Source organism: Actinoplanes palleronii (assembly GCF_016862315.1).
Lineage (GTDB): Bacteria > Actinomycetota > Actinomycetes > Mycobacteriales > Micromonosporaceae > Actinoplanes > Actinoplanes palleronii.
Genome location: NZ_BOMS01000045.1, coordinates 97,680 through 123,199 on the forward strand (window position 1 = coordinate 97,680; position 25,520 = coordinate 123,199).

Annotated in this window: 22 protein-coding genes; 7 read left to right on the forward strand and 15 right to left on the reverse strand. The window is 70.9% G+C overall.

Annotated features, from left to right (window positions below; translation table 11 throughout):
* Position 1 precedes the first annotated feature (1 nt).
* Positions 2-670 (forward strand): maleylpyruvate isomerase family mycothiol-dependent enzyme, encoded by a 669-nt coding sequence (locus Apa02nite_RS16635; RefSeq protein ID WP_203825756.1) that lies wholly within the window; start codon positions 2-4, stop codon positions 668-670.
* A gap of 77 nt (positions 671-747) precedes the next feature.
* On the opposite strand, the gene Apa02nite_RS16640 is transcribed toward Apa02nite_RS16635, so the two are convergent.
* The gene (locus Apa02nite_RS16640) at positions 748-1,428 is read right to left on the reverse strand and encodes a response regulator transcription factor (RefSeq protein ID WP_203825757.1); all 681 of its coding nucleotides are present in this window, start codon (positions 1,426-1,428) and stop codon (positions 748-750) included.
* On the reverse strand, positions 1,425-2,921 hold the full coding sequence (locus Apa02nite_RS16645) for a sensor histidine kinase (protein WP_239164354.1): 1,497 nt from the start codon (positions 2,919-2,921) through the stop codon (positions 1,425-1,427). Before Apa02nite_RS16645 ends, Apa02nite_RS16640 begins: the two co-directional genes overlap by 4 nt.
* Before the next feature lie 202 nt (positions 2,922-3,123).
* Between Apa02nite_RS16645 and Apa02nite_RS16650 the strand changes: the two genes are divergently transcribed.
* On the forward strand, positions 3,124-4,248 hold the full coding sequence (locus tag Apa02nite_RS16650; protein WP_239164355.1) for a serine hydrolase domain-containing protein: 1,125 nt from the start codon (positions 3,124-3,126) through the stop codon (positions 4,246-4,248).
* Positions 4,249-4,486: 238 nt separating this feature from the next.
* On the opposite strand, the gene Apa02nite_RS16655 is transcribed toward Apa02nite_RS16650, so the two are convergent.
* The 4 genes from Apa02nite_RS16655 to Apa02nite_RS16670 all read right to left on the reverse strand — a co-directional run bounded on the left by Apa02nite_RS16655 (position 4,487) and on the right by Apa02nite_RS16670 (position 7,751).
* A complete protein-coding gene (locus Apa02nite_RS16655; RefSeq protein WP_203825758.1) occupies positions 4,487-5,227 on the reverse strand; it encodes a VOC family protein in 741 nt (246 codons plus the stop codon).
* Positions 5,224-6,141 (reverse strand): quinone oxidoreductase family protein, encoded by a 918-nt coding sequence (locus Apa02nite_RS16660; RefSeq protein ID WP_203825759.1) that lies wholly within the window; start codon positions 6,139-6,141, stop codon positions 5,224-5,226. The genes Apa02nite_RS16655 and Apa02nite_RS16660 overlap by 4 nt, the downstream gene beginning before the upstream one ends.
* 40 nt (positions 6,142-6,181) lie before the next feature.
* A complete protein-coding gene (locus Apa02nite_RS16665) occupies positions 6,182-6,916 on the reverse strand; it encodes a metallophosphoesterase family protein (protein WP_203825760.1) in 735 nt (244 codons plus the stop codon).
* An 82-nt stretch (positions 6,917-6,998) separates the two neighbouring features.
* Positions 6,999-7,751 carry a metallophosphoesterase gene (locus tag Apa02nite_RS16670; protein ID WP_203825761.1) on the reverse strand — a complete coding sequence of 251 codons (753 nt, stop codon included), beginning with the start codon at positions 7,749-7,751 and terminating at the stop codon, positions 6,999-7,001.
* 75 nt (positions 7,752-7,826) lie between these two features.
* Here Apa02nite_RS16670 and Apa02nite_RS16675 point away from each other — a divergent pair, with 75 nt between their 5' ends.
* The gene (locus tag Apa02nite_RS16675; protein ID WP_203825762.1) at positions 7,827-8,420 is read left to right on the forward strand and encodes a class I SAM-dependent methyltransferase; all 594 of its coding nucleotides are present in this window, start codon (positions 7,827-7,829) and stop codon (positions 8,418-8,420) included.
* Between the two features lie 319 nt (positions 8,421-8,739).
* Here the strand turns inward: Apa02nite_RS16675 and Apa02nite_RS16680 are convergent, their stop codons facing one another.
* From Apa02nite_RS16680 to Apa02nite_RS16690, 3 genes are all read right to left on the reverse strand, one after another.
* Positions 8,740-9,471 (reverse strand): dienelactone hydrolase family protein, encoded by a 732-nt coding sequence (locus Apa02nite_RS16680; protein ID WP_203825763.1) that lies wholly within the window; start codon positions 9,469-9,471, stop codon positions 8,740-8,742.
* A gap of 251 nt (positions 9,472-9,722) precedes the next feature.
* Positions 9,723-10,781: a recombinase family protein gene (locus tag Apa02nite_RS16685; protein ID WP_203825764.1), complete on the reverse strand. Its 1,059-nt coding sequence runs from the start codon at positions 10,779-10,781 to the stop codon at positions 9,723-9,725.
* A 187-nt stretch (positions 10,782-10,968) separates the two neighbouring features.
* Positions 10,969-11,661: a TetR/AcrR family transcriptional regulator gene (locus tag Apa02nite_RS16690; protein WP_239164357.1), complete on the reverse strand. Its 693-nt coding sequence runs from the start codon at positions 11,659-11,661 to the stop codon at positions 10,969-10,971.
* Between the two features lie 117 nt (positions 11,662-11,778).
* On the opposite strand from Apa02nite_RS16690, the gene Apa02nite_RS16695 reads away from it, so the two are divergent.
* Entirely contained in the window at positions 11,779-12,432 is a 654-nt protein-coding gene (locus tag Apa02nite_RS16695) for an NAD(P)-dependent oxidoreductase (RefSeq protein WP_203825765.1), read from the forward strand.
* Positions 12,433-12,568: 136 nt separating this feature from the next.
* Complete coding sequence (locus Apa02nite_RS16700; protein ID WP_203825766.1) at positions 12,569-13,252, forward strand: SDR family NAD(P)-dependent oxidoreductase; 684 nt, start codon at positions 12,569-12,571, stop codon at positions 13,250-13,252.
* Positions 13,253-13,526: 274 nt separating this feature from the next.
* Here Apa02nite_RS16700 and Apa02nite_RS16705 read toward each other — a convergent pair whose 3' ends face one another.
* The 3 genes from Apa02nite_RS16705 to Apa02nite_RS16715 all read right to left on the reverse strand — a co-directional run bounded on the left by Apa02nite_RS16705 (position 13,527) and on the right by Apa02nite_RS16715 (position 19,619).
* Entirely contained in the window at positions 13,527-16,553 is a 3,027-nt protein-coding gene (locus tag Apa02nite_RS16705; RefSeq protein ID WP_203825767.1) for a Tn3 family transposase, read from the reverse strand.
* A 255-nt stretch (positions 16,554-16,808) separates the two neighbouring features.
* Entirely contained in the window at positions 16,809-17,777 is a 969-nt protein-coding gene (locus tag Apa02nite_RS16710; protein ID WP_203825768.1) for a tyrosine-type recombinase/integrase, read from the reverse strand.
* 714 nt (positions 17,778-18,491) lie between these two features.
* Positions 18,492-19,619, reverse strand: a complete 1,128-nt coding sequence (locus Apa02nite_RS16715; RefSeq protein ID WP_203825769.1) for a hypothetical protein — start codon at positions 19,617-19,619, stop codon at positions 18,492-18,494.
* A gap of 253 nt (positions 19,620-19,872) precedes the next feature.
* Here Apa02nite_RS16715 and Apa02nite_RS16720 point away from each other — a divergent pair, with 253 nt between their 5' ends.
* Positions 19,873-20,604, forward strand: a complete 732-nt coding sequence (locus tag Apa02nite_RS16720) for a hypothetical protein (protein WP_203825770.1) — start codon at positions 19,873-19,875, stop codon at positions 20,602-20,604.
* A 61-nt stretch (positions 20,605-20,665) separates the two neighbouring features.
* On the opposite strand, the gene Apa02nite_RS16725 is transcribed toward Apa02nite_RS16720, so the two are convergent.
* Genes Apa02nite_RS16725 through Apa02nite_RS16735 form a run of 3 tightly spaced genes read right to left on the reverse strand, consistent with a single transcriptional unit; the run spans position 20,666 to position 24,095 of the window.
* Positions 20,666-21,502: an undecaprenyl-diphosphate phosphatase gene (locus Apa02nite_RS16725; protein WP_203825771.1), complete on the reverse strand. Its 837-nt coding sequence runs from the start codon at positions 21,500-21,502 to the stop codon at positions 20,666-20,668.
* A 57-nt stretch (positions 21,503-21,559) separates the two neighbouring features.
* Complete coding sequence (locus Apa02nite_RS16730; protein ID WP_067694887.1) at positions 21,560-22,492, reverse strand: tyrosine-type recombinase/integrase; 933 nt, start codon at positions 22,490-22,492, stop codon at positions 21,560-21,562.
* A gap of 4 nt (positions 22,493-22,496) precedes the next feature.
* The gene (locus Apa02nite_RS16735) at positions 22,497-24,095 is read right to left on the reverse strand and encodes an ABC-F family ATP-binding cassette domain-containing protein (protein WP_203825772.1); all 1,599 of its coding nucleotides are present in this window, start codon (positions 24,093-24,095) and stop codon (positions 22,497-22,499) included.
* Between the two features lie 303 nt (positions 24,096-24,398).
* On the opposite strand from Apa02nite_RS16735, the gene Apa02nite_RS16740 reads away from it, so the two are divergent.
* Positions 24,399-25,514, forward strand: coding sequence for an aminotransferase-like domain-containing protein (locus tag Apa02nite_RS16740; protein WP_239164358.1), 1,116 nt, complete (start codon positions 24,399-24,401; stop codon positions 25,512-25,514).
* The last annotated feature ends 6 nt before the right edge of the window (positions 25,515-25,520 follow it).

A 25,520-nucleotide genomic window follows, 5' to 3' on the forward strand; every position in this document is an offset into this window, starting at 1 on the left:
GATGCGCACCGACACCGAGATCTACGACCTGACCACCGAGAACCGGCTGATGATCGCCGACCTGCTGGACGGGCTCGACGACACGCAGTGGCAGGCCGCGACGCTCTGCGCCGGGTGGACCGTGCACCACATGGCCGCCCACCTGGTCCAGCCGATGCTGATCGGCTTCGGACGGTTCTTGCTGACCGCGATCCGCTACCGCGGGGACACCGACCGGACCGTCGACCACTGCACCCGCCGGATCGCCCGCCGCGACCGGGCCGAACTGATCGGGCTGCTGCGGGCGCACGCCGGCGACCGGGTGAACCCGGCCCGGGTCGGGCCGATCGGCCCGTTCGCCGAGACGTGTGTGCACCTGCGTGACATCGCCCGCCCGCTCGGCCTGACCGCCGACGTGCCGGCCGCGCACTGGCGGATCCTGCTCGACTACCTGACCGGCCCGCACCCGGCGCCGGGCCTGGTCGCCCCCGGCCGGGTGGCCGGGATCCGCTGGCAGGCCACCGACATCGACTGGTCCGCCGGCATCGGCCCGCTGGTCACCGGCACCGCCGAGGCGCTCGGCATGGCCCTCACCGGACGCACCGCCGCCCTGGCTGACCTGACCGGCCCGGTCCCACCGCCGCCCGGTCCCACCACCGCCCGGAACAAGCGGAGCGCCGGACACGGCTGAACCGCGATCAGGCCTGACCGGCCCGGTCTCGGCGCCGCGCGGGAACAAGCGGAGCGCAGGGCACGGCTGAACCGCGATCAGGTCAGCCCGCGGGTGGATGGGGTGGCGTTGGCGCTGAGGTAGCGCAGAACGGCGAGGACACGGCGGTTGTCGGCCTCGTCCGGGGGCAGCCCCAGCTTGTCGAGAATGCCGGCGACGTGTTTCTCCACGGTGCCGCCGGTCACCGTGAGCGCGCCGGCGATGCCGGCGTTCGACCGCCCCTCGGCCATGAGCGCGAGCACGTGGCGCTCGCGCGCGGTCAGTGCCGCCATGCCGTCGGCGCGGCGGCTGACCCGCAGCAGCTGACCGACGACCTCAGGGTCGAGGGCCGTACCGCCGGCGGCGACCCGTTCCAGCGCGTCGGCGAACTCGGCGACGTCGGCCACCCGCTCCTTGAGCAGGTACCCGGTGCCGGCCGCGCTGCCCGCCAGGAGCCGGGCGGTGTACCGGGTCTCGATGTACTGCGACAGCACCAGCACACCGGTGCGAGGGTGCCGGCGGCGGATCTCGAGCGCGGCCCGCAGCCCTTCGTCGGTGTGCGCCGGTGGCATGCGGATGTCCGCGACCACGACGTCGGGCTGATGCTCGGCCACCGCGGCCAGCAACGCGTCACCATCGCCGACGGCGGCGCACACCTGGTGACCGCGATCCTCGATCAGCCGGGTGAGCCCCGCCCGGAACAGCGCCGCGTCCTCGGCGATCACGACCCGCGCGGTCAAGCGCGCCACGGTAACTCGACGGTGATCGTGGTGGGGCCGCCGGGCGGGCTCGCGATGGTGAGCCGGCCGTCCACCACCGCGACCCGCGACGCGAGCCCGGACAGGCCGCTGCCGCGGGCCGGGTCGGCGCCGCCCGTGCCGTCGTCGGTGACCCGTAGCCGCAGCACGTCCCGCTGTCCGGCGGCCTGGACGGCGACCGTGGTGGCGAAGCTGTGCTTGGCCGCGTTGGTCAGCAGTTCGGCGGCGCAGAAATACGCGATGGTCTCGATCGCCGGGGTGGGCCGGACCGGGAGGTCGACCCGCAGATCGACCGGGATGGCACTGTCGGCGGCCAGCGAGGCGAGGGCGTCGGCCAGCCCGGTGTCGAGCACCGGCGGGTGGATGTCGCGGACCAGGCTGCGCAGGTCACCGAGCGCGTCCTTGGCACCGCGCAGCGCGGCGTCGACCAGTTCGCGGGCGCCCGCGGCGTCGGGAATCCCACCGTCGTGACCGAGCTTCTCCCGGGCCATGCCCAGGTTCATGGCCAGCGTGGCCAGCCGGATCTGCGCGCCGTCGTGCAGGTTTCGTTCGAGGCGCCGCAGCAGGGCGGCGGAGTCGTCCACGGCCAGCGCCCGGCTCTGCTCCAGGTCGTGGACCCGCTGCGCCAGCCGGCCGGGCCCGAGCAGGCCCCGGATGAGCCGGATGTCGACGCCGGTGACGGCCCGGGTGATCCACGGAGCGGCCAGCAGCATCGCCGCTCCCGCGGCGGCGGCCGCGAACGTGCCGGGCAGGTCCGCCACGCGGAACGTGCCCTCACCGAACAACCCGAACGGCGTGAACACCGGCACCGGATCCAGCCGGGTCCCCGGCGGGTGGTTGCGGAACGCTCCCCACAAGAGCGGATAGCTGAGGTTGACCAGCCCGCCGGCCCAGAAGAACACGGCGTACAGCTCGAGCAGGCCGACCGGCAGCGTGGCCAGCAGGTAGGTGACGACCCGCCAACCGGCGCCGTCGCGCAGGCCTGCCCCGGGCCAGGCCCGGCCGCCGGTGCCGCGCCACACCGGCGACGGCGTCCCGACGTGCACGCCGAGCAGCCGGGCCGCGAGCATCCGCTGCCATGAGCCGAGCGTGCGGGCCGCGCCCGTCGCGACTCCCAGCCCGAGCAGCAGCCCGCTGCAGACCGCGGCGACCGCCATGTCGGCTGAGGACGGGTTTCCCCGTCCGTCCCCGGTCAGCCACCAGCTCAGGTCCACCGCCAGGACGAACAGCACCACCGGGTTGACCACGAGGAGCGGCAGCCCGGCCACACCGAACAGCAGCTCGCGACACTGGCGCGCGGTGAACGGCGCCCTGACCACCGCGCGGGCCACGGCCCACGCGCCGCCTGTGGTCCGGCTCCGGCCGGCCGGCGGTGCGTCCGCGGTCGGCGTGGTCACCGCACGCCGAGGGACCCGACCGGGTCGTGGCCGGCTCCGGTCGTCACCACCGCTGGTGAGATGCCGGACCTCAGTCACCCGGACTCCTTCCGTCGTCGCACGTGTGCACCGGATCCACGCTAGGCATCCGGCAGCCCGGAATCGACCCGGCTGACCTCCGTCTTCGGGTGGGGGATATCCCCCAGGAAAAGACGGAGGTCAGCCGGGTGCCCTTCGGCCGGCTGCGTGCCTAGCGTGATTCCGGCGAACACCGAATGACGGATTCGCTCGAGGAGGTCCCATGAAGCCCGTGCTCCGGTCCATGACGATCGCGACGGCAGCGCTGGCGGTGATCGCGGTCCCGACCGCTGTCACCGCCGCGCCACCCCACCCGGATCGCGACGCACTGCAGAGCCGGCTGGACGATGTCGTGACCGCGGGAACGGTGGGGGCGCTGGCGGAGGTGCGTGATCCGCAGGGCACCTGGCAGGGCGTCGGCGGTGTCGCCGAACTGGGTACGACGCGGGAGGTCCCGGTCGACGGCCGCGTCCGGGCGGGCAGCATCACGAAGACGTTCGTCGCCACCGTGGTCCTGCAGCTCGTCGGCGAGGGGCGGCTCGGGCTGGAGGACACGGTCGACTCGCGACTGCCCGGGGTGGTTCCCGGTGGGGACCGCATCACCGTGCGCCAGTTGCTCAATCACACCAGCGGGTTGTTCGATTACGTCCAGACCCTGCCGATGCCGCCCGCGCCGGGGTTCCTCGCCAACCGGTGGCGGACCTGGACACCGGCCGAACTCATCCAGCGGGCGGTGGCCCACCCGCCGACGTCCGACCGGCCCGGTGTGGCCTTCGCATACTCGAACACCAACTATCTGCTGCTCGGCCAGATCATCGAGAAGGTGACCGGCCGGCCCTACGGGACGGAGATCGAACGCCGCGTCATCCGGCCGTTGCAGCTGCGCGGCACCACCGTGCCCGGGACGTCGCCACAGCTCGGCGGCCCACATCCGCACGGCTACGTGCCGACCCGCACCGACGGCGGGACGGAGCTGCTCGACTACACCCGGATGAATCCGTCGGTGTTCGGCGCAGCCGGCGAGATGATCTCCACGCCCACGGATCTCAACCGGTTCTTCGCCGCGCTGCTGGGCGGGCGTCTCCTGCCGGATCGCCTGCTCACCGCGATGACGACACCGGGAGTCCCGGGCGGTGACTACGGGCTCGGGCTGGCGTGGCGCGACACCACGTGCGGGACCCGGGTGTACGGCAACGACGGCGGCACCTTGACGTACCAGTCCTGGTCCTATGCCACCGGGGACCGGCGCCGTCAGGTCACGGTGGCGGTCACGCCCGACCTTCGCGCCGACTACGCCGTGGTCTTCGCCGCCGTCGACGCGCTGCTGAACAAGGCACTCTGCCCGTGACCGCCCTTGAGCGACAGCTGCGGCGGCTGGTCTCCGGCACGCCCTCGACCTGCCCTGCCCGCCCCGATCGTCGCCACCACGCTCGGCTGTCACCAGGCCACCACCACCCGCCTCGCGGAGCAGCGGGCACCACCTGGTCCTACGCGCCCGGTGACCACCGCGCGAGGAAAGGTCAGTCAGTGACCGGCCGTCAACGAGATGAGCAGCCGGCGCGCGAAGCAGCTCTCCTGATGAGGCGCTACGGGGCGAGGCCCGGCGCCCGGGCGGTCACGCAGTACTCCCGGCCCGCCGGATCCCGCAGCGTCGTCCAGTCCCCGGGGACCTCCCGCACCACCGTCGCGCCCAGCGCCACGTGCCGGGCCACCTCCGCCGCCACATCCGAGCAAGCGAGATCCACATGCACCCCAGCCGGACCAGCACCGTCGAGACGCTGCAGCAGCAACCGCACCGGGATCGGCGCCGGCGGGAACAACCGTTCGAACTCCGGGCAGTCCGGCATCGGGTCGTGGTCCCAGCCGGTCACCGCGCGCCAGAACCCGACCTCCGCGGCATAGCCGGCACCGGGAATGTCCAGGCACAGCTGATCCGCCAGGCTGCGGTGCCGGCCGGGCCACACCGGCGCGGCCGGGCCGGTGCGCTCGCCGTGCCAGGCGACCAGGCAGAACACGATCCCGGCAGGGGAGCGCAGCACCACCACGTCGTCCGCGCGGCCGGTCACCGTCGCACCCAGCGCCACCAGCCGGTCGGTCTCCGCGGCCAGGTCGCCGACGTGCAGGTCGAGATGCCCGCGGGCCGGGGCGTCACCGACCACCTGCACCCGCAGGCAGGCGTCCCCGGACGGCGGGACCAGGGTCGCGAACGCGCCGTCACCGCGCCGCGCCGACAGGCTCGTGCCGGTCACCGCCGGCCAGAACCGCTCGGACACCGGCGCGTCCGCGGCCGGCGTGTCCAGGAAACCGGTCACCCAGTGCACCGTCACGGCAGCAGCACCACCTTTCCGCAGTTCTCGCGCGCCGCCACGATCCTATGGGCGCGGGCCGCCTGCGCCAGCGGCACCGCCACGTGCACGCGCGGGGTGAGCGCGCCGGCGAGGGCGAGCTGCCACAACTCGTGGCCGTGCTCGGCGTAGCGCTGCGGGCGGGACCGGGCGAAGTGCGCCATCGCGAAACCGGTGATCGTCTTCGCGCCGGCCAGGAGGTCGTGGGCGGGGACCGTGCCGCCGCCACTGCTGAAATAGATCAGCCGGCCGCCGGGGCGGGCCGCGGCCAGCGCGGCGGGCAGCACGTCACCGCCGGCGCCGTCGAGCACCACGTCGACCGGCGCGCCCCAGGAGGCGTCCGCGTAGGAGTACACCTCGTCGGCGCCCAGGTCGTACAGGAAAGGGGCTTTGCCGGGGCTGGCGACCGCGACCACGCGGCCGGCGCCGCGGTGGCGCGCGGCCTGGACCAGCAGATGTCCGACGCCGCTCGCGGCCGCGGTGATCAGGACCGATTCATTTTTCTGTACGTTCGCGGCCTCCAGGACACCGAGCGCGACGTGCCCGGACCGCACCAGCGCGACACCCTGGGTGAAGTCCCCGCCCGCCGGGATCCGGTCGGCCATCATGGCCGGAGCGGTCACCACCTGCGCGTAGGAACCACCGAACGGCAGCGCCGTGACCCGCTCACCGACGGCCCAGCCGGACACGCCCGGACCGACACCGATCACCTTACCGGCGATCTCCCCTCCCGGCAGCGCCGGCAACGGCCCGACACCGGCGTCGACGCGGCGCACCGCGGGCAGCGTCACCCCGATCGCGTGCGCGCGGATCAGCAGCTCACCCTCGCCCGGCGCCGGCTCCGGCGCGTCCTCGACCCGCAGCTCACCGGCGGCATGCGACCGGACCCGCAGCATCAGCTCGCCCCGGCTCGCGGCGCGTGCGCCACCCGCGACATCAGTTGGTCCCCGTCCGCAGCGCGTGCGCCACCCCGAGCCGCCCGAAGCCCTCGGCCAGCGCGGCGGCCTCGTCCCACGGGTAGACGACCTGCCGGAATTCCGCCTCCCACCGCCCGGACACGTCGTCGACCAGCGCATACCGGGCGTGCGGGGTGCCCGCCGCGATCGCGTGCGGCAACGGCTCGTCGCTGGTGTACGCGGGCCAGCCGACACTGCCCGGGTTCACGATCAACCGGCCGTCGGCCAGCCGCAGCTGCCCGGCCAGGTGGGTGTGCCCGCACAGCAACAGCCGCGCCTGCGCGTCACCGAGCCGGTCCAGGACCTCGTCCAGGGTCGCGTCACGGGTGCCGGCCGCGTCGACGGTGTGCAGCAGATACTGCAGGTCGTCGGTGGGCGTGCCGTGAAACGCGAGAACACCCGGGGCCGGCGTCAGGGTCTTCGGCAGGCTCGCCATCCACGCGCGGTGCTCCGCGCCGATCAGCGAACGGGTGATCCGGTCGGCCAGGCCCAGCTCGTCCTCGGGCAGCGTCAGCACCTGCCGCTCGTGGTTGCCGGCCACCGTCGGCAGACCGAGCTCGATCAGCCGGTCAGCGGTCTCCACCGGCTGAACATAACCGGACAACAGGTCGCCGAGATTGACGGTCAGGTCGGCGCCGTCACCGGCGATCGCGTCCAGCACCGCCTCCAGAGCGGGCAGATTGCCGTGCACATCGGAGATCACCGCGATTCGCATGAGATCACCCTACGACGCGGGGAAACCGGTTTCCGGCCCGCGCGCACGACGTGGCCATCGAGGGGGAGCGCCCGGCCGGGCCTCAGGCGATCAGGTGCGCGTCGTGCAGCACCAGCGGCGCCCACCGCGGCGCGCCGCTGGTGCCGTGCTTCGGGTCGACACCGACGAACCGGCCACCGCTGACCCGGGTCATCGTGTGCCGGGCCGCCCAGTCGACAGTCGTCCGGGCCCGGATCCGCTCCTCGCAGACGTACCCCTCGGTGGTGAAGTCCACCACCGTGGAATGACCGTGCACCTGGGAGAACGGCAACGCCTCGATGTCGTCGAGCCAGGACGGGTACAGCCGCGACCCGGCCTCGGCCCACAACGGCCCGTCATAACCCCACAGCAGCGGCTCCGGCCGGGTGTTCAGCAGCCCCGCCGCGGTCGACGCGGTCACCGGCGCGCCCAGCTCCCGCCAGGTGTCCACGGTCAGCCCGGCGTGACACAGCAGCAACTCCTCACCGTCGGCGGTGCGCACCGCCGCGGCGACCCGCAACCACTCCCGCAACCACCAGGTGGTCAACCGCGCCGCGTCGTCGACGGCCAGCTCCTGCCGCCAGAACCGGGCGCCACCCAGATACTGCGCCTCGTGGTTGCCGAGCAGCTGGATCCACCGGCCGGTCGGCAACCGCTCCTCGACCAGCCGCAGCACCGCCGAGGAGTCCGGACCCCGATCGACCAGGTCACCGACCTGCACCACGACCGTGTCCGGATCGTCGGCCAGGGGCAGCACCACCCGCTCGAGCTGCTCCGCACAGCCCCCGACATCCCCGACGATCACGATCCGCGCCATGACGGCGAAGGTACCCGATTGGACATCCGCGCACCGTCGGGAACAATGCCCGGAAGACCAGACCGGGGGAGACCGATGATCGACTATGACGAGCTGTACCGCACCGGCACCGCGCCCTGGGAGATCGGCCGGCTGCAGCCCGCCATCGCCGCGCTGCTCGAACACGGCGTGCGCGGACCCCGGGTGCTCGACCTCGGCTGTGGCACCGGCGACCTCGCCGTCATCCTCGCCCGCCGCGGCTACCACGTCACCGGCGTCGACATCTCACCCGTCGCGATCGAGAAGGCCCGCGCCAAAGCCGACGGCCTGACCGCCACGTTCGAGGTCCAGGACGCCACCGCGCTGACGCTGCCCAAGGCCCACTACGACACCGTCTTCGACTGCGGCCTGCTGCACAACCTGCAACGCCACGGTGGCCTCGACGCCTACCTCACCCAGCTGCCCACCCTGGTCGAACCCGGCGGCTTCCTCTACGTGCTGGCCATCTCCGCCGCGGCCGGCGGCGACTGGGGCGTCACCCGGGAGCTGCTCACCGCATGGTTCGCCGCACCCACCTGGACCAACAACAGCATCAAAGACGTCGAGGTGCTCGCCACCGTCGGCGGCGAGCGCCTCACCATGCCCGGCTTCCTGCTCCGCACCTCTCGATCGGCAAAACCCGGCAGTTAACGTCCCGTTGAGGCTTTTCAGGTCAAAACCCGGGATTTTTCGTACGAACCTTCAAACACGCGGCGCGGGCTTCACGCTTCGAGGCACCGCCGAGAACCAGCGCCCACCCCCGGGGCTGGCTCCCAGCGGTGCCTCGGAGCCCGTGACACACCCCGGAGAGCCAGCCGCCGAAAGCCAGCTGGTCGTCAGGGGTGTGTCCGGGGCGGTGAGGCACCCCTGACGACCAGCCAGCCAGCCGGGCGGCCTCACGGGGCCGGGCGCGGCTTGTGGCCTGCGGGCAACCGGTTGACCGGAAGTGGACACCTGCCTCGCGCGGAGCTCAGCGACCGCGGAAGAACGACACCGCCTCAGCGAGGGCCAGATCGGTCAGCACCGGATCATGCCGGACACCCACATCCCGCATGAACGCGTGCTCACCGCCCTGATAGACGTGCACCTCCACGTCATCCAGACCCGCCGCATACAGCGCACCCACCACCAGCAACCGCGCATCCGCCGGCACATGCGGATCCCGCGACCCGAACACCACCATCAACCGGCCCTGAATGTCACCGGCCCGCGACAACGAATCCGCGACGTCGCCCCCCAGCCCACCGGTCTGCAACCCGGTCGGATAGAAACACACCGTCGCCGCCACCCGAGCATCGAACGCCGCCCGGAACGCCAGATGCCCGCCGATGCAGAACCCGGTCACCAGCAGCTGCGACACGTCCGCACGCTGCTCCAGATAGTCCAGCACCGCCACCCGATCCGCGTCGAACTGCGCCGTCGACGTCGACCCGGCACCCTCCAGGCCCCGCGCCTTACCCGCATCGTCGAACTCCAGCGCCACCCCGGCCAGCTCACCATGCGGATAGATCTCCGGCACCGCCACCACGAACCCGTCCGACGCCAGCCGCCGCGCCGTCCGCAACGTCGACTCGGTCAATTGGAAGATGTCGGTGTACAGCACCACCCCCGGCACCACCCCAGCACCGGCCGGGGCGATCACCACCGTACGAATATCGCCCGCCGGCGACGGCACCCGGACCTCGTCCTCACGCAGCTTCATGCTGATCAACCCTAGGGGGTGCCGCACCGGACCGTGGCGCAGCTCCCGGTCCCCAGCTGGTTCTCAGGGGTGCCTCCACGGCGTGAAGGCACCCCTGAGGCCCGCCCGTAGTTTCCAGACCAAAAACAACGCTAAGCAGTTGATCTAGGTCAGGACCTGGATTGATCGCCTAAGAGGTGGGCCGCTGGATGGCCACTCCCCGGTTTCTCGTCGTTCCGGCATGTGGGATGCGGGACCGGAGACTCACGCGGCTACTCGAGCCGGTTGAGGGGGCGGCCCTGGATCCGGGCGGCCAGCTCGGGGTCGGTCGGGTCGAGCACGCGTGCGGGCCGTGGGCGGACGATCGCCGGAAGGCCGTCCGCGCGTTGCGCGTGCTCGGCGCGAGCCTGCTCGACGGCGTCCGGGTACGCCCGGGCTTTCTCGTACGCTGCGAGCGCGCGGTAGATGCTGGCCACACTGGGGTTGCGGCCTTTGCGTTTACCGGTGGGGATGACCAGGTCGGGTTGGATCTGCTCGACGGTCTCGCCGGCCGCGCGCCGGCGCAGCACGGTGTGCAGCATGTCGTCGGTGATGACCGGGGGCCGGCCGCCGTGCTTGCCTTGGCGGGCGGCGGCGTCGAGGCCTTCGAGGGTGCCTTCGCGGATGTTGTCGCGTTCGGTCTCGGCGAGGGCGGCGAAGAACGCGAACAGGATCCGGCCCGGCCCGGTCGGGTCGTAGATGCCGGGTAGCGGGCCGGCGAGCATCTCCAGGACCAGGCCGTGCGCGACGAGGTGGTCGGCGAGGGCGGTGAGTTCGGCGGCGTCGCGGCCGAGGCGTTTCATCTCGTTGACGGTGAGGATGACCCGGCAGTGCGGTGCGTGGGCCTTGATCTCGCGGGCCAGCGCGAGCGCCGCCTCGAACTGCGGCCGGACCCGCAGCCGGGTGGAGATCTTCTCGGAGAAGATCTTGTCGCGGCCGATGCCGTGCGCGGCGAGCGCGTCCAGCTGCGACTGCAGCTCCTGGGTCAGGGTGCTGCACCGGGCGTATCCGATCCGGATGTCGGCGCTTGGGAGGTCGGCGGGCACCAGCGTCAGCGGTGGGGTGCCGGGCCGCCACGGCTGGCCCGGGCCGCGGTCGGCCGGGGTCAGCACCCGCAAGGCCTTGCTGAGCCGGCCGACCTTGGTGAACCGACCGGTGTGGTACGAGGTTGCGACCACGCCGGAGCGCGACCGACACGGCGAGCCGGGCTGCGCCAGACAGCGTGGGCAGGGGCGCCGCTCGACCTCGGCGGCGTCACGCGAGTCAGATTCGCGGTTCTCGGGCTCGACCATGCCGAAATGCTCGCACAAACATTTCTCAGAACCCCACCGCGACACGCTTGCGTGAGAACGTGTTGTGAGAACAGAACCGGCCCGAAATCGCGAGTCGGGGCCGGGCTGCGAGTGCTTTCTCAGAATGGACCGTTTGTGAGACCGGGAGCCCTGCCGATGGCGGTGGCCGAATCGGCGGACTGGGCGGTCAGTCGGTGCCGTTGTCGGCGCCGCCGAGCCGGAGCATGGCGCGGTAGAGCTGTGTGGGGGTCAGGGGCGGTTCGGGGAGCGGGTGGGCGCGTTCGGCGCGGAAGCCGTCGAGCATCAGGTACAGGTGGCGGCGCCAGGCGTGCGGGGCGATTCCGTCGGTGGCCTCGATGATCCGGCTGTGGGACCAGATGACGAAGGCGAGGTCCTCGGGTACCAGGTCGGGTCGCAGGCGGCCTTGTTCTCGCGCTCGTTCGACGATGCGTACGCCGAGGTCGTGGATGCGGGTCTGCTGGCCGGCCAGGCAGGCGTTCTCTGGTAGCCGGATCGAGGCGAAGTCGTTGAAGCCCCGGTCGCGGGCCTGGAGTTCGCACATGGTTTCCAGGAATAGGCACAGCCCTTCCCACGCGTCGTCCATGCTCAGGGCCTGCTCGGCGGCGGCGACCCAGGTCGCGAGCTTGCCGGCGAATACCTCCTGCACGAGGTCGAGTCGGGCGGGGAAGTGGTTGTAGAGCGTGCCGATGGCCACCCCGGCACGCTTGGCGACCTGCTCCAGCGAAGCCTGCATCCCCTGCTCGGCGAACACGGCCCGGGCGGCGGCCAGCAGAGCGTCGCGGTTGCGCTGGGCGTCGCGGCGCAGCGGCCGGACGGGAGCGGAGGCCGCGGTCGCGGCTGGTGCGCGTTCAGGGGACATGCCTCACATCCTACCAACTTGAGGATGACCTCAACTTAAGTGCTACGCTCGCTGAACAACATGAGGTAAGCCTCATTTTGTTCAGCGATTCGGCTCTGACCTGGCTCGGGAGACTCAATGAAACTGACCATCGTCGGGGCCAGCGGCCGCACGGGCACGCACCTGGCCGAGCAAGCACTCGCCGCTGGGCACGACGTGGTGGCGTTGATGCGTAATCCGGCGAAGCTGACCCTGCGCCACGAACGGCTACAGGCCGTACAAGGCGAACTCACCGACGAGGCGGCCGTCGCGGACGCCGTCAGGGGCGCTGACGCCGTCCTCGCCGCGCTGAGCCCCGAGATCTTCGGCGGCCCTCGTGACCTGCCCCTCACTTCGGGAACGGGCACCATCCTGGCTGCGATGCGCACCCACGGCGTCGGCAGGCTCGTCTACAGCTGGGGGCCGAGCATCCTGATCCCCCGCAACCCTCTGCTGCGCGCAGTGCGCAGCGCGATTTTTGTCCTGCTGGGGCGGCTGCCCGCCACCCGTTCCATGGTCAACGAGACCGTCGAGGTGGGCGAGGCCATTCGCGGCTCGGACCGGGACTGGACCCTCGTGGTCGTCACCGCGCCCCATGACGGGCCCGGCACGGGAAGAGTCAAGGTGCGCACCGGGACCGGAACCGGGGACCGGGTCGGCTCGCGCATCTCCCGGGCCGACCTCGCGCAGTTCATGCTCGCGCAGGCCGATGACCTGCGATACGCGCGGCAGGAGCTGCGGATCAGTAACTGATCCGGCCCTGCACGCCGCCACGCAGCTGCATGCGGCACCCCGCATATAGCTCACCAACTTCCAGTGGCACTCGGCCCCAACCGAACCCGCTGGTCACCACCTTGTTCACCACACTCGTGTCATCGAAGGAGAAGACATGCCCACCATCGCCATCATGGGCGCCGGTCCCGGAATGGGGCTCGCCATCGCCCAGACCTTCGGCAGCCAAGGCCACCAGGTCGCACTGCTGTCGCGGACCCCGGCCAAGCTCGAGCCGGTCGTCGCCGAACTGACCAGCAAGGGCATCGACGCGGCGGCCTTCGCAGCCGACGTGACCGACCGGCCCTCGATCGTCGCCGGCCTCACAGCGGTCAAACAGCGATTCGGGCCGATCGACGTCTTCGAGTACTCACCGTCCAACCCGGCGCTGCCGATGGCTTCCTCCACCGAGCTGACCCACGACAACGTGCAGATCCAGCTCGACTTCTACGTGCACGGCGCCGTGGCGGCGGTCAACCAGGTGCTCCCGGAGATGCTCGCCCGAGGCTCGGGCACGATCCTGTTCACCACCGGCGCCTCGTCCGTGCACCCGGAGATGGGCCATGACATGTTCGGCAACGTCGCGCCGGCCGCGGCGTGGCTGCGCAACTGGGCCCACGGTCTGCACGCCGCCGCCGCTCCCCGAGGAGTGCAGGTCGGCCACATCGCGATCGGCGCGTGGATCGGCCGCCAGCCGGGCGCCACCGCCCCCGAAGAGATCGCGCCGCTGTACTGGGACCTGCACACCCACCACGACCAGGTCGAGAAGGTCTTCTTCCCCAGCGAGCAACCCGCAGTCTGAGTACACGCCGTTGAGCCGCGTACGCCTCTCGGCAGGACGACGAGGCTGATCGAGGAAGAGGTGGAGTGCAGGCCCTACGGGATCAAGGTGCGTCCGTGGCTGCGGTGACGCGGCCTGCAGATTGCCGCGCTGACTGAACAGCCCAGCACCCTGCTTACCGTTACCGGCCTGATCAGCCCAGCCAGTCGGCCACCGGCAGCTGCTGCGCCTGAGCCGCATACACCGGTGCCCGCCGACCTACCTGTCGGCGGGCACCGCCGTCACCGGAGCCTGGTCACCCGATTGCCGCGGCAACCTGGGCCAGGCGCAGCGGCCGGTAGCCGTCGGTGTCGAGTTGGGCGAGTTCGCCGTCGATGTCGACGGAGTGGGTGCCGTAGAAGTGCACGTTCTCGTGGTGGGTCGGCCAGATGTGCGCCAGGACCTCGTCGTCGACGTCGCGGCCGTCTCGGCGCAGGGCGGCCACGCCGAGGCCGTGGTATTCCGTTGACCAGCAGACGATCGCGTTGGTGGCCAGGGTGAGGCACCACATCTGCTCGGTCTGCTGCTCGTGGTGCCGGCGCCGGAGCGCTCCTTCGCTGGCGTACGCGAGGCTGCGGCGCAGGGCGTGCAGGTTCTCGCCCTTGTTCAGCTGCCGGGAGATCCGCCGTCGGTACGTCTCGTCCGCCAGGTACCGGGCCGCGTAGACCGTACGGCGCAACGCCCCGTACTCCTTGATCGCGCTGGTCAGCGCGTTCTGCTGCCGCTTCGAGGAGCACAACTTCCCGACCACCAGCGCCGCGGTGGCGTGCCCGCCCTGCACACTGGCGGCGACGCGCAGCAGGTCGTCCCACATGTCCGTGATCAGGTCCAGGTTCAGCCGCCGGGTCAGCAGCGCCCCGGCGCGCGGGTACCGGTCGAGGAAGTCGGCGCGGGGCCCGGCGCGGTACAGGGTGATCTTCCCGAGGTCCCGGATGCGCGGCGAGAGCTGCTTGCCGACCAGGTCGAACAGGGCGAAGTTGGCCAGGGTCGCACCGTGGGTGTCGGTGGCGTGCTCGAACACGGGCAGGTCGGTCTCGTTGCCCAGCAGGCCGTCGAGGACATAGTGCGACTCGGGTGCGGTCGCGACGATGACCTTGGTGTCGAAGGTGGAGTGCTGGTCGGAGACGTGGGTGTAGGTGGAGACGCCCTGTCCGCGGGCGAAGTACCGGGACAGGTGCCGGGCGGTGATGCTCTTGCCTTTGACCGGGAACCGCTGCCCGTCCGAGGACGAGAGGGTGCCCGAGCCGAACGCGCGGGTCAGTGGAAGCCGGTGGTGGTAGTTGACCACCGCGGCGTTGGCCGCTTCCAGGGTCTCCGGCCGGAAGTACCACTCGGCGGTCCAGGCGAGCACGTCGTAGGGCACGCCGCAGGACTCGGCCATCGCGGACAAGCCCATGTTCGTTGCCTCCGCGATGATCACGTACATCAGGTTGCGTTTGAGCTCGGCCGGCCGGGCGACTTTCCCGCCGGCGTGCACCAGGTGGTCGGTGAACCCGGTCCGGGCGTCGACCTCCACCAGCACGGACGCGATCGGCACCCGCGGCAGCATCCCGGCCAGCTCAGCACGCAGCGCATCGGCTTCGGCGGGTACATCCTCGGCGGTCAGCGGCGGGATGATCAACTCGCCGTCATCGGTCAGCCGGACCTCGCCCGGGTTGCCCTTCGCCAGCTGGGTCTCCAGGTCGGCCAGAGCGGTGTGCAACTCGTCGCCGGCCTGGGCGAGCGCGTCGGCGGCCTCGACCGGTTTGCCGACCAGGTGGCAGAACTCCACCTTCTGCGGCGCCCACGCCTCGGGGGTAAGCAGGAACGACGCCGGATCGGCGTACCGGCGCGAGCCGGGCACGAAGATGTCACCGGAGCGCAGCCCGTCGCGCAGTCCGACCAGCACGGCCAGCTCCCAGTACCGGCGGTACGCGGTGACGTCGCCGGCCTGCTCCGCGGCGACCAGGTAGCCGGCCCACTTCGTCGGCACGAACCCGACCGGCGCGTCGGCCGGCACCTTCCGGGCACCGGTGGCGTACAGACCCGTCAGGATCCCGACGGCCTGCATCAACTGCTCGGTGCCGGGCCCGCCGTCGAACCCGACTGCGGCCAGCACGGCCGGGGCGAACTGGCGCAGGTACGACATCGACGCGTCCAGCATGCTGAGCTGACCGTGGTCGCGGGGCAGCCGCTCGCGGCGCTCGGCCCACGCCGCGCGCATCCGGTCCAGGCCGATGCTGGTGCGCAGCATGCCGCCGATCTGCTCGTCACCGATCCCGGTGTCGAGCACGATGGTCAAGATCTCGTCCAGCAACGCCTGCCGGTTCTCGCCGCCCTTGGCCCGCTCGGCCAAGGCCTCGGCGACCTTCTGCTTCGCCGCCGCCTCCCGGCCGGTGATCGCCTGGTCGAACAGCAGCAGCGTCTCGTCGAGCACGTCGACGGCCGACTGCGACAGCAGCGTGAGCAGGATCGGGTACCGGCGTTCTGGCTCGCGCCGCTGCAACGCCTGCCCGGTCAGCCGGCGGCCCACGCCGGCCAGGAATCGACGCCGCTCCGCCGGCAGCATCGACAGGTCCATGGTGTGCGCGTCGAGGCGCCGCAGGTAGGCCAGTTTCTCCAACTCCGTCTTCACCGCGGCCGGGCTCGACGAGGTCGGCCCCACACCCAGCCAGGCCAGCGGGGTCCGGCCGAGATAGGCGTCCGGGACCAGCAGCAGGTCCAGCTCGGCGCACCGCCGGTCGGAGAGCAGGTGCTTCACCCGCGCCCAGGTCTCCGACCTTGCGTAAGCCCTGGCCGCGGCCACCCGCCGCAGCAGCAGGATCACCCCGGGCCGAAGCACCCGGGACGACAGCAGGTACTCGCAGGCCAGCCGGAACAGCAGCTTCGGCGAGTCGTGCTCCATCGCCCGGGCGAACAGGAACTCGTCGAGGTCCTTCCACTCGGCGGTGTCCATAGACCGCCAGCCGGCGTAGCCGGCCACCTCCCGCAGATGATCCGTACGGGTCTGCTCGCGCTCGCCGTACCCGCGCAGCTCGCCCATCGCGATCCCGAGCCGCTGCGACAACCGGCCCACCACGGCGTCCGGCGCCAACGCCACCTCATCGGGTACGAACCCGAGCCACGGCAGCGTGCACAGCTGGACCGCCACGCCCAGCACGTTGCGGCCGGTGCGGAACTGGCGCACGAACGCCTCGTCCGCGCCGGTCAACGTGAAGTACCGGATCAGCTCGGCCCGGTTGATCTCCGGGAAGCCCCGAAGCCGCGCCAGTTCCTCCGCTGAGAACACATCCTGAGTTGCCACGAACCCACCGCCTGAGCATCGACCGTCACCAAACGGGACGGGACGCTAGGGCTCGGGACAGACCTTGATCAACCCTCAGTTCTTACCGTTGTTTTTGGTCTGGAAACTACGAGCGGGCCCCTGAGAACCAGCCGACGTCGCGAGGCGCGGCGGGGCCGCGCGCACCGCGGCCTCGCGCGAGACCACCACGGGACGCGGCTCGTAGGCTGCGGCGGGGGAGTCACAGCTCGTACAAAATAGGGTTTGACCTGCAACTTAGCCCAACTCGCGCAACACCCGATTCGTCCGGTTGGACTGGATCGCCGCGCGCTGCTGCTCCGCCGTCACCTCGATGTAGTTCTGCGACGTGGCCAGCGACGCATGCCCCAGCAACCGCATGATCTCCGACGCGTTCGCGCCGTCCTCCGCCAGCCGCGTCGCGAACGTATGCCGCAAAGCATGCAACTGCGCACCCCGCGGCACCCGATCACCGATCCCGGCCCGCTGGAAACACGCGCGCACCAGATATTGCAAGCCACCCCGCTGCAACGGCGCCCCCAACCGGTCCACCAGCAGGGGAGCGGTCTTCTCCACCCGGCCGAACCGCACCCGGCGACTCGCCACATACCGCTCCACCGCCGCATCCAGGCCGCCGTCGATCGGCACCGTGCGCGGCCGCCCACCCTTGCCGGCCACCTCCACCCGCCGCTCGCCGTCGCGCCCCGACACCGAACCGACCCGCAGGCCCAGCAACTCCGACAACCGCAACCCGGCACACAACGCGAACGCCAGCACCATCACATCGCGCTCCGGCCACGGATCCCGCTGCCGCTCGTCGGCCCGGCTCACCACCCGCAACAACTCCTCAGGCGTGTCCTCACCCCGCAACGGCTTGGGGGAGTGCGCCACCATCCGCGGCTTGTCCACCGCCGACATCGGATTGCCGGCCACCACACCCTCGGTCACCAGGAACGTGAAGAACGCGTTCCACGACGACCAGGCCCGCGCCACCGACGCGGGGGCGCGGTCGGCGGCGAACCGGGCGAACGCGGCACGCAGCACGCGAGGGGAGAGGTCGGCCGGGGAAGCGGGCGCGGGCACGGCCAGCTGCACCACCAGGGAGAGATCTCTTTTGTACGCCGAGAGCGTGTGCGCGGACGGCTTGCGTGTGGCGCGGGCGGCGAGGAACTCGGTGACGAGCTCGGTCAGCTCGGTGGACGGCTCAACGGGTGGTTCGTGCTGCATAAGAGATATTATGCATGATATATCCGCATTCGTGCCTGTCTGGACCCTAGCATCCCAATCTATGCACTGAACAGTCTCCACCCAAATCCCACCACCAACCCCGCCGACGCTCGCGAGCGGGGAGGGCGGGGCCTTCCAGGGGTCGTGGGGGCCAGCCGTGCGGCGCTTTTGGGGGCTGAAACGCGTCGGCGGGCTGCGGATTTCGGCGGCTGGCGCACTGCTCGCACGTCGGTGCGTTTCGCGACGCGGGACTGTGCGCATGTGCGGGCTGTGGGCGTACCGAAGGAGGATCTGGAGGGAAGGCTGCCGCCTGGCACCGGGAATGGGTCTTGCGGGGTGCTGTCGTGCACGCAGGGGGTTTACCGCGCTTCTGCTGGACCCCTATCCGGCTTCTAGTTGACATAATTTAGATTATCGACCAGGGATTTCAGGGTGGGGAGAACCTTGATAACGCCTCCGGCGGCGTGCGCGTCATCAAGGCAGTTCGTGCGTTGTCGACAGTTTCCGCGGGCCGCGGTGCCGACGGGCCTGCCGACGGCGCCCGCGGTCGTCGTCCGTGATCGCGTCCGCGTCTGTGATCGCTGCCGGGCAACCGGGTCCGCTTCTGCTGGCGCGGTCCCGCTTTCCCGGGCCATATCGCGATCTTGCCGGACACCGCCGGAGCGACAGTTTCCTCGACGTCGTCAACCGGGAGTTGACGTCCTTCTCCCCCGCTCAGGGGATCCGGCTGAGGTCGGCCAGGCTGTCGATGGCGGCTTCGGACTTCGAGCTGAGGAAGTCCAGGGACAGGCCGCCGTGCCCGTAGCGGTCCGGCAGGCCGATCTCCGCGCCGAGCATGTTCTCGGTGAGGTCGCCGCCGGCGATCGTGGCGTACTCCTCGGCGTTGGACCACACCTCGGGGGTCAGCCCGCCGGTCAGCACGACGGCGACCCGGTTGGCACCCTGCGCGTTGTGCAGCACGTGCAGCAACTCGTGCAGGAGCTCGATCCGCAGTGGTGAGTAGAACGCGTATTTGTTCTCGCTGAAGGACAGGCTGCCGAGCAAAATCCGCTGGTGTGCCTGCTCGATCGGCAGGTACTTGGTGAACAGCAGCGCCCCGGCCTCCTTGCTGCCGGTTTTGCCGTCGAGCCAGACCGGGGCGCCGAGGTAGCTGTGCGAGCCGACGCCCCGGACCTCCAGGGGTACGGCCCCGGTGAGCGGGGCGGCCGGTGTCGCGCACTGGGGACCGGCGGGGTTGTCCGGGCCGTAGGCCAGCAGGCTCGACGGGCTGCGTTTGTACCGCTGGTCGATGGTGATCGCCGCTTGCGGGCTGGCGGCCAGTTCGGCGAGCAGTCGGCGGCCGTGCGGGCCGCGGGTGGTGACGGCGAGGCAGAGCAGCAGCATCTGGTGGACCACGCGCAGGTAGTCGGCCGTGCCGGGCAGGTCCTGGCCGGGGTCGACGGTGATCCGGCCGGTGACCGTACCGAAGTTGGCCTTGGCGGTGAGCAGTTCTGCCGGGTCGGCGGGCGCTGCGGGCAGTCCGGCGGCCAGCACGGATGCGATCTTCGCGGCCACGGTCCGGTAGGCGGTGTAAAGCACTGTCGCCTGCCGGCGGACCTCGGCGCTGTGGTCGTCTTGTTTCATCAGCGGCACTGTCCAGGCGTATTGCGACAGTGTGAGTGTGGTGCGGGCCGCGATCACGAGTTCCAGTGACCGTAGCGCGTCGAGCAGGTCGTCGAGTGTCTTGACCTTTGTGAGGCGGTCGCGTAGCTCTTTGTCGGCGGGTGGTGGTGCTTCCTGGCGCAGCTCCGCTTCGGTCTGCGGCAGGGTTTTGAGGATGCCCTGGGCCAGTTTGGTGTACACGTGTCCCTCCCCTGGTTGCTTCTCGGTGCCGCGAAATTAACACCGCCCGCAGGGGGTGGTCACGCTTCGTGACGCATTCCCGGCAGCTGGGTGATGGGGCGCGGGGAGGCCGCCGGGGTGTGGATCGTCGCCGATCCCCTACGGTGATGATCTTCGTTGGTGTCGATGTGGCTGGTCGGCGAGGCGTGGGGGTTGTTGTCGGTGGGGGCTGGTAGAAAGAGTCCTCTCATACAGGCGTACGAAAGTGGGTTCGATGGTGGCGGCGAACGTGGAGGCCCGTGGGTTATCCACGGAGGAGTTGGACGGGTTCCGGGATGCTCTGGCGGCGGGGCGCAAGCCCAAGGTGCAGTTCACCGAGTCGGCGGGGCAGATCGCGGGGCAGATCGGGCAGGTGATCGGGTTGGAGGACCCGGCGGTGTCCGATGAGTGGGTGGTGGTGAAGTTCGGGCGTGATGAGCTGCCCTTCTCCCCCAGTGACCTGCGGATCGCGCCGAAGGGGCCGTTGCCGAAGAAGGCGCCGGCGCCCGAGCCCGCACCGGTGCCGGTGCTGTCCGGGCCGGAGTTTCTGATCGACAAGCCGATCGAGCGGCCGAAGGCGGCGCCGGCGCAGCGTAAGAGTGAGGACGCGGTGGACAACGAAGTGCAGGACGTGGCTCCGGCTCCGGCCCCCCGGAAGGTGGCTCGTCCGGTGAAGGCGAAACCGGCACCGTCGCTGACGGTCACGCTGGCCTATGGCGAGGGTGAGTGGACGGTGGGGGCGACGCAGGGCGTGAAGGCGCTGGCGAAGCCGTATGTGATTCGTCCGGCGGAGGCGCTGAAGATGGTGCAGCTGATCGACGTGCCGGGGGTGCAGGAGGCGGTGGAGCAGATCCTGTCCGCGGAGCGGACCGAGGCGGAGTCGCAGGCGCAGCGGTTGCGTGCCGAGCTGGCCGAGATCGAGGCGCGGCTGGCGGAGCTGGGCGAGGCGGGTTCGCCGGGCGTGTAGGGCCCGGTGGACGACAAAGCGCTCGCACCGTTCGGTGCGAGCGCTTTTTTGCGTCGGGACGCTACTGGGCGGTGATGGTGCCGGTGGCGAGCAGCAGCATCAGCAGGGAGCCGAGGGCGAGGCGGTAAAAGATGAACACGCTGTAGGAGTGCTTGGCGACGAACTTGAGCAGCCAGTTCACCGAGAAGTAGGCGACGACGAAGCTGACCGCGGTGGCGACCAGGGTGTTGACCCAGCCGACGCCGCCGGCGATCCGGTCGTATTCCTGGTAGCCCTGCAGCAGGGAGGCGCCGAGCAGGGCCGGGATGGACAGGAAGAACGACAGTTTGGTGACGGTGACCCGGTCGAAGTCGCGCAGCAGGCCGGCGGACATGGTGGCGCCGGAGCGGGAGATGCCGGGGATCAGGGCCATGCACTGGACGAACCCGATGATCAGGGTGTCTTTCCAGGTGACGTCGTCCTCGTGGCGGACCTGGGTGGCGGCGTGGTCGGCGAAGGCCATCACGCCGGACCAGACGAGCAGGGCGCCGGCGACGAACCAGAGGCTGCGCAGGGTGGTCTCGATGGTGTCCTTGAACAGCAGCGCGATGATCACGATGGGGATGGAGCCGAGGATGACGGCCCAGCCGAAGCGGTAGTCGGGGCTGTCGCGCTTGGGTTTGCTGACCAGGCCGCCGAGGAACGCCGGGACGATCCGCAGGATGTCCTTCAGCAGGAAGATGATGGTGGCGATGACCGCGCCGGACTGGATGATGACGGTGAACGCGGTGATGTCCGGGTCGTCGATCTGGTAACCGAGCAGTTTCTCCAGGATGGTCAGGTGACCGGTACTGGACACCGGGAGGAACTCGGTGACGCCCTCCACCGCGCCCAGCAACACCGCTTCGAAGATATTCAAAACCTGATCCCGCCCTGTTGAACTGTGCCTGGCCGGTCCCGAGCATAGGGGTGCCGATCACGCCGAGCGACGGCGGTCCCGGGCGGCGGCGATGGTGTACGCGGGGTCACGGTCGAGGTTGTGGCGGTCACGGTCGTAGCGGCGGGTGGTGCGCGGGTCGGCGTGGCCCATGGCGTCCTGGACGTCTTCGAGGGGTACGCCTTCGGCGCGGGCGGTGGTGGCGAACGCGTGGCGTAGTGAGTGCGGGGACATCTTTTCGGCGCCGGGGATGCCGGCGTCGGCGGCGAGCCGGCGGACCAGGCGGAAGACGGCGTGCCGGTCGAGGCGGGCGCCGGTGGTGGTGGCGAACACGGGTCCCTCCCCCGGTCCGCGTACGCGCAGGTATTCGTCGAGGGCGAGGGCGGCGCCGGGGGTGAGCACGCGGCGGCGGGGGCGGCCGCCTTTGCCGATGAACCGGACGGTGCGGTGGCCGCGTTCCCAGCCGAGGTCGCTCAGGTCGAGGCTGACGAGTTCGCTGACGCGCAGGCCGAGGTCGGCGAGCAGGGTGAGCACGGCGCGGTGCCGGATCGCGGCCGGGCCGGTCTGGCGGTCGGCGGCGGCGAGCAGCGCGTCGACTTCTTCGCCGGTGAGCCCGACGGTGGCGGAGTGGTCGCGGTCGACGTAGGGCCGGTCGGCGCCGCCGACCGGGTTGGTGGCGACGGCGCCGAGTTTGAGCAGGAAGGAGTACCAGCTGGACAGGCCGGAGAGTTTGCGGGCGACGGTGGCGGCGGCCATCGGGCGGGCTTCCAGGCCGCGGGCGTACGCGTTGACGTCGAGGAAGGTGGCGGCGCGCGGGTCGAGGCCACGGCCGGCGCACCAGTCGAGCCAGGTGGTGACGTCGCGGCGGTACGCGTCGCGGGTGTGGTCGGACAGCCGCCGGTTCTCCAGCCAGGCCTCGGTGAACTGGTGTGCGGAGGCGGAGATGTGGGGCAGCAGCGACATGCGCCCCATGCTCTCAGCTTTCGATCACCGCGCGGTCGGCGACATGCCAGGTGCGGGTGTGTCCGACGGCGTCGGCGAAGTACCGGTCGTGGCTGACGGTCAGCAGGGTGCCTTTGTAGCGGCGCAGGGCTTCTTCGATGACGTCGAGGGCGGCGAAGTCGAGGAAGTTGGTGGGTTCGTCGAGCAGCAGGATCCGGGCGGGGCTGTTGACCAGGACGGCGAGCAGCAGCCGGCGTAGTTCTCCGGCGGACAGGTCGCGCAGCCGGGAGGTCCACTGTTCGGGTTCGAACTGGTGGCCGGTGAGCAGGCGTTCGGCGTCGTCGACGTAGACCGGTACTTCGGCGCGGAAGTAGTCCATGACGGTGGTGTCGGTGCGCAGGTGGTCGGTGGTCTGCGGGAGGACGGCGACGTCGGGGTGGGCCTCGGCGATGGCGCGCAGCAGGGTGGTCTTGCCGGAGCCGTTGCGGCCGGTGATCAGGATCCGGTCGGCGCGGGTGACGTCGAGGTCGATGCGGTCCAGCAGGGTGCGGCCGGCGAAGGCGACGCTGAGGTCGCGGACCTTCAGGACGATCTCGCCGGGGTCACCGGTGTCGGCGGGGAACGCCAGGGTCAGTGGCGGGCGGCGGCGGGGTTCGGCGATCCACCGTACCGAGGCCATCTGCCGGCGCAGGCGGCGTTCGCGGACCTTGGCTTTGCGGGCGACCAGGCGGGCGACGCGGCGCAGGTGCGGGGCGGTGGCGCTGGAGCGGTCGGCGTTCTCGACGCCGTGGGCGAATCCCATGGTGCGTTCGATGTCGGCTTCCCAGCGGATCCGGTCCTTCTCCTGGGCTTCGAAGTCGAGCAGCAGGCGCTGCCAGCGGCGTTGTTTCTCGTCGCGGTAGGCGGTGTAGCCGGCGCCGGGATAGTCCTGGGGTTGTTCGTCGATGCCGTCGAGTTCGATGATCCGGGTGACGACGGCGTCGAGGAACGCGCGGTCGTGACTGACGGTGAGCACGCCGCCGGGGAAGTCCTGGAGCCAGTCGCGCAGCCAGGCGGCGCCGTCGGCGTCGAGGTGGTTGGTGGGTTCGTCGAGCAGCAGCAGGTCGGGGCCGGCGAGCAGGGCGCGGGCGAGCATCAGCCGGGCTTGTTCGCCGCCGGAGACGGTGGCCAGCGGGAGGTCGTCGTCGAGGTGGTCGATGTCGAGGCGCTGGCGGATTTCGGTCAGCCGGGTCTCGGCGGTCCAGCCTTCCAGGGCGGTCCAGCGTTCCTGGACGTCGGCGAACTCGTCGAGGACGTCGTCGCCGGCGGCGAGCCGGGTTTCCAGGGCGCGCATGGCGGCGGTGACGTCGGCGAGGTCGCCGAGTCCTTCGGTGAGGAAGTCGCCGACGGTGCCGTGCGGGTCGGGGACCTGCTGGGTGACGTAGGAGATCTGGGCGCCGGGGCTGCGGGTGACCGCGCCGCGGGTGGGTGGTAGTTCACCGGCGAGGACGCGCAGCAGGGTGGTTTTGCCGGCGCCGTTGGGGCCTACCACGCCGATCCGGTCGCCGTCCTGCAGGACCAGGTCGAAGCCGTCGAAGAGCAGGTCACCGTCGTGGGCTTGTCCCAGGGAGGTGGCTTTGAGATGGGCGGGCATTTGGGTCACTGTGCCTGCTGCGGGTGGCTGGGGGCAAGTTGGTTTGCGCGGTGGGGGCGGTTCGGCCTCCGTGGGATCCGGCCTGGGCAGCGACGGGTGAGGTGGGTTGTGGGGCGGACCAATTGTGGGGCCAATCTTCCGGTGGGCGGGGTTAGGGTTTGGGGGCGCCTTGACCAGGTGCTTTCTGTGCCGCACGTGCTGATGGCATGACCGTTCGGGTCCGTGGGCTGTGGTGTTTCCTCTCCCCCGCGAATGGACTCTGTGATGGTCAGTCGTCGTCTTGCTGAGGTTGTCAGCTCCCCCGTGCGTGATCTGCTCGCGCTGATCGAGCGGCCGGAGGTGATCTCGTTTGCCGGGGGTCTGCCGGCGCCGGAACTTTTTGATGTCGACGGTTGGCGGGCGGCTTTCGACACCGTGCTGTCGGGGTCTGCGGCGCGGCGGCATCTGCAGTACGCGCCCACCGAGGGGAATCCGGGGTTGCGCGGGCTCGTGGCGGAGCGGTTGAGCCGGCGGGGGCTGGCCACCGGTGCGGAGGATCTGCTGGTGACGACCGGGTCGCAGCAAGGGCTGACGTTGGTGGCGGCGGCGCTGCTGGATCCGGGGGCCGTGGTCGTGGTGGAGGAGCCGACGTATCTGGCGGCGCTGCAGTGTTTCGGGATGGCGGGAGCTCGGGTGGTGCCGGTGGGGGCCGGGGTGGATCCCGAAGAGCTGGCGGCGGTGTTCGCGCGGGAGCGGCCGGTGCTGCTGTACCTGGTGCCGACGTTCGCCAACCCGACAGGGCGGACGTTGGGGGCGCAGCGACGGGCCACGATCGTCGAGCTGGCCCGGCGGTACGGGGTGGTGGTGGTCGAGGACGATCCGTATGGGGAGCTGCGGTATCGCGGGGAGGGGCTGAGCGCGCTCGCGTCGTACGACGAAGCGGTGGTGTATCTCGGGAGTCTGTCGAAGGTCGGGGCGCCGGGGTTGCGGCTGGGCTGGGTGCGGGCGCCGCGGGAGCTGCGGGCGGCGCTGGTGGTGGCGAAACAGGCCGCTGACCTGCACACCTCGACGGTCGATCAGGCGGCAGCGGCGGAATATCTGGCGTCGGCCGACCTGGACGGGCACGTGCGGATGTTGTGCGGGGCGTACCGGGAGCGGCGCGACACGATGGTGGCGATGCTGCCGCAGGTGGTGCCGGACGGGGCGACGTGGAGTGATCCGGACGGCGGGATGTTCGTGTGGGTGCGGCTGCCCGGCGGGGTGGACACCGCGGAGTTGCTGCCGGTGGCGCTGGAGCATGACGTGGCGTTCGTGCCGGGGGCGCCGTTTTTTGCCGGTGCGCCGGATCGGGCGACGTTGCGGCTGTCGTTCACCTCGACGGCACCGGATCAGATCGTGGCGGGGTTGCGGCGGCTCGGCGCGGCGCTCGCGAGCCGCTGACGGCGG

Coding starts and splice junctions, on each gene's coding strand:
- Apa02nite_RS16635 (WP_203825756.1), top strand. CDS start 2: ATGCGCACCGACACCGAGATCTACGACCTGACCACCGAGAACCGGCTG.
- Apa02nite_RS16650 (WP_239164355.1), top strand. CDS start 3,124: ATGAAGCCCGTGCTCCGGTCCATGACGATCGCGACGGCAGCGCTGGCG.
- Apa02nite_RS16660 (WP_203825759.1), bottom strand. CDS start 6,141: ATGCTGCGGGTCCGGTCGCATGCCGCCGGTGAGCTGCGGGTCGAGGAC.
- Apa02nite_RS16665 (WP_203825760.1), bottom strand. CDS start 6,916: ATGCGAATCGCGGTGATCTCCGATGTGCACGGCAATCTGCCCGCTCTG.
- Apa02nite_RS16670 (WP_203825761.1), bottom strand. CDS start 7,751: ATGGCGCGGATCGTGATCGTCGGGGATGTCGGGGGCTGTGCGGAGCAG.
- Apa02nite_RS16675 (WP_203825762.1), top strand. CDS start 7,827: ATGATCGACTATGACGAGCTGTACCGCACCGGCACCGCGCCCTGGGAG.
- Apa02nite_RS16680 (WP_203825763.1), bottom strand. CDS start 9,471: ATGAAGCTGCGTGAGGACGAGGTCCGGGTGCCGTCGCCGGCGGGCGAT.
- Apa02nite_RS16685 (WP_203825764.1), bottom strand. CDS start 10,781: ATGGTCGAGCCCGAGAACCGCGAATCTGACTCGCGTGACGCCGCCGAG.
- Apa02nite_RS16690 (WP_239164357.1), bottom strand. CDS start 11,661: ATGTCCCCTGAACGCGCACCAGCCGCGACCGCGGCCTCCGCTCCCGTC.
- Apa02nite_RS16695 (WP_203825765.1), top strand. CDS start 11,779: ATGAAACTGACCATCGTCGGGGCCAGCGGCCGCACGGGCACGCACCTG.
- Apa02nite_RS16700 (WP_203825766.1), top strand. CDS start 12,569: ATGCCCACCATCGCCATCATGGGCGCCGGTCCCGGAATGGGGCTCGCC.
- Apa02nite_RS16710 (WP_203825768.1), bottom strand. CDS start 17,777: ATGCAGCACGAACCACCCGTTGAGCCGTCCACCGAGCTGACCGAGCTC.
- Apa02nite_RS16720 (WP_203825770.1), top strand. CDS start 19,873: ATGGTGGCGGCGAACGTGGAGGCCCGTGGGTTATCCACGGAGGAGTTG.
- Apa02nite_RS16730 (WP_067694887.1), bottom strand. CDS start 22,492: ATGGGGCGCATGTCGCTGCTGCCCCACATCTCCGCCTCCGCACACCAG.
- Apa02nite_RS16735 (WP_203825772.1), bottom strand. CDS start 24,095: ATGCCCGCCCATCTCAAAGCCACCTCCCTGGGACAAGCCCACGACGGT.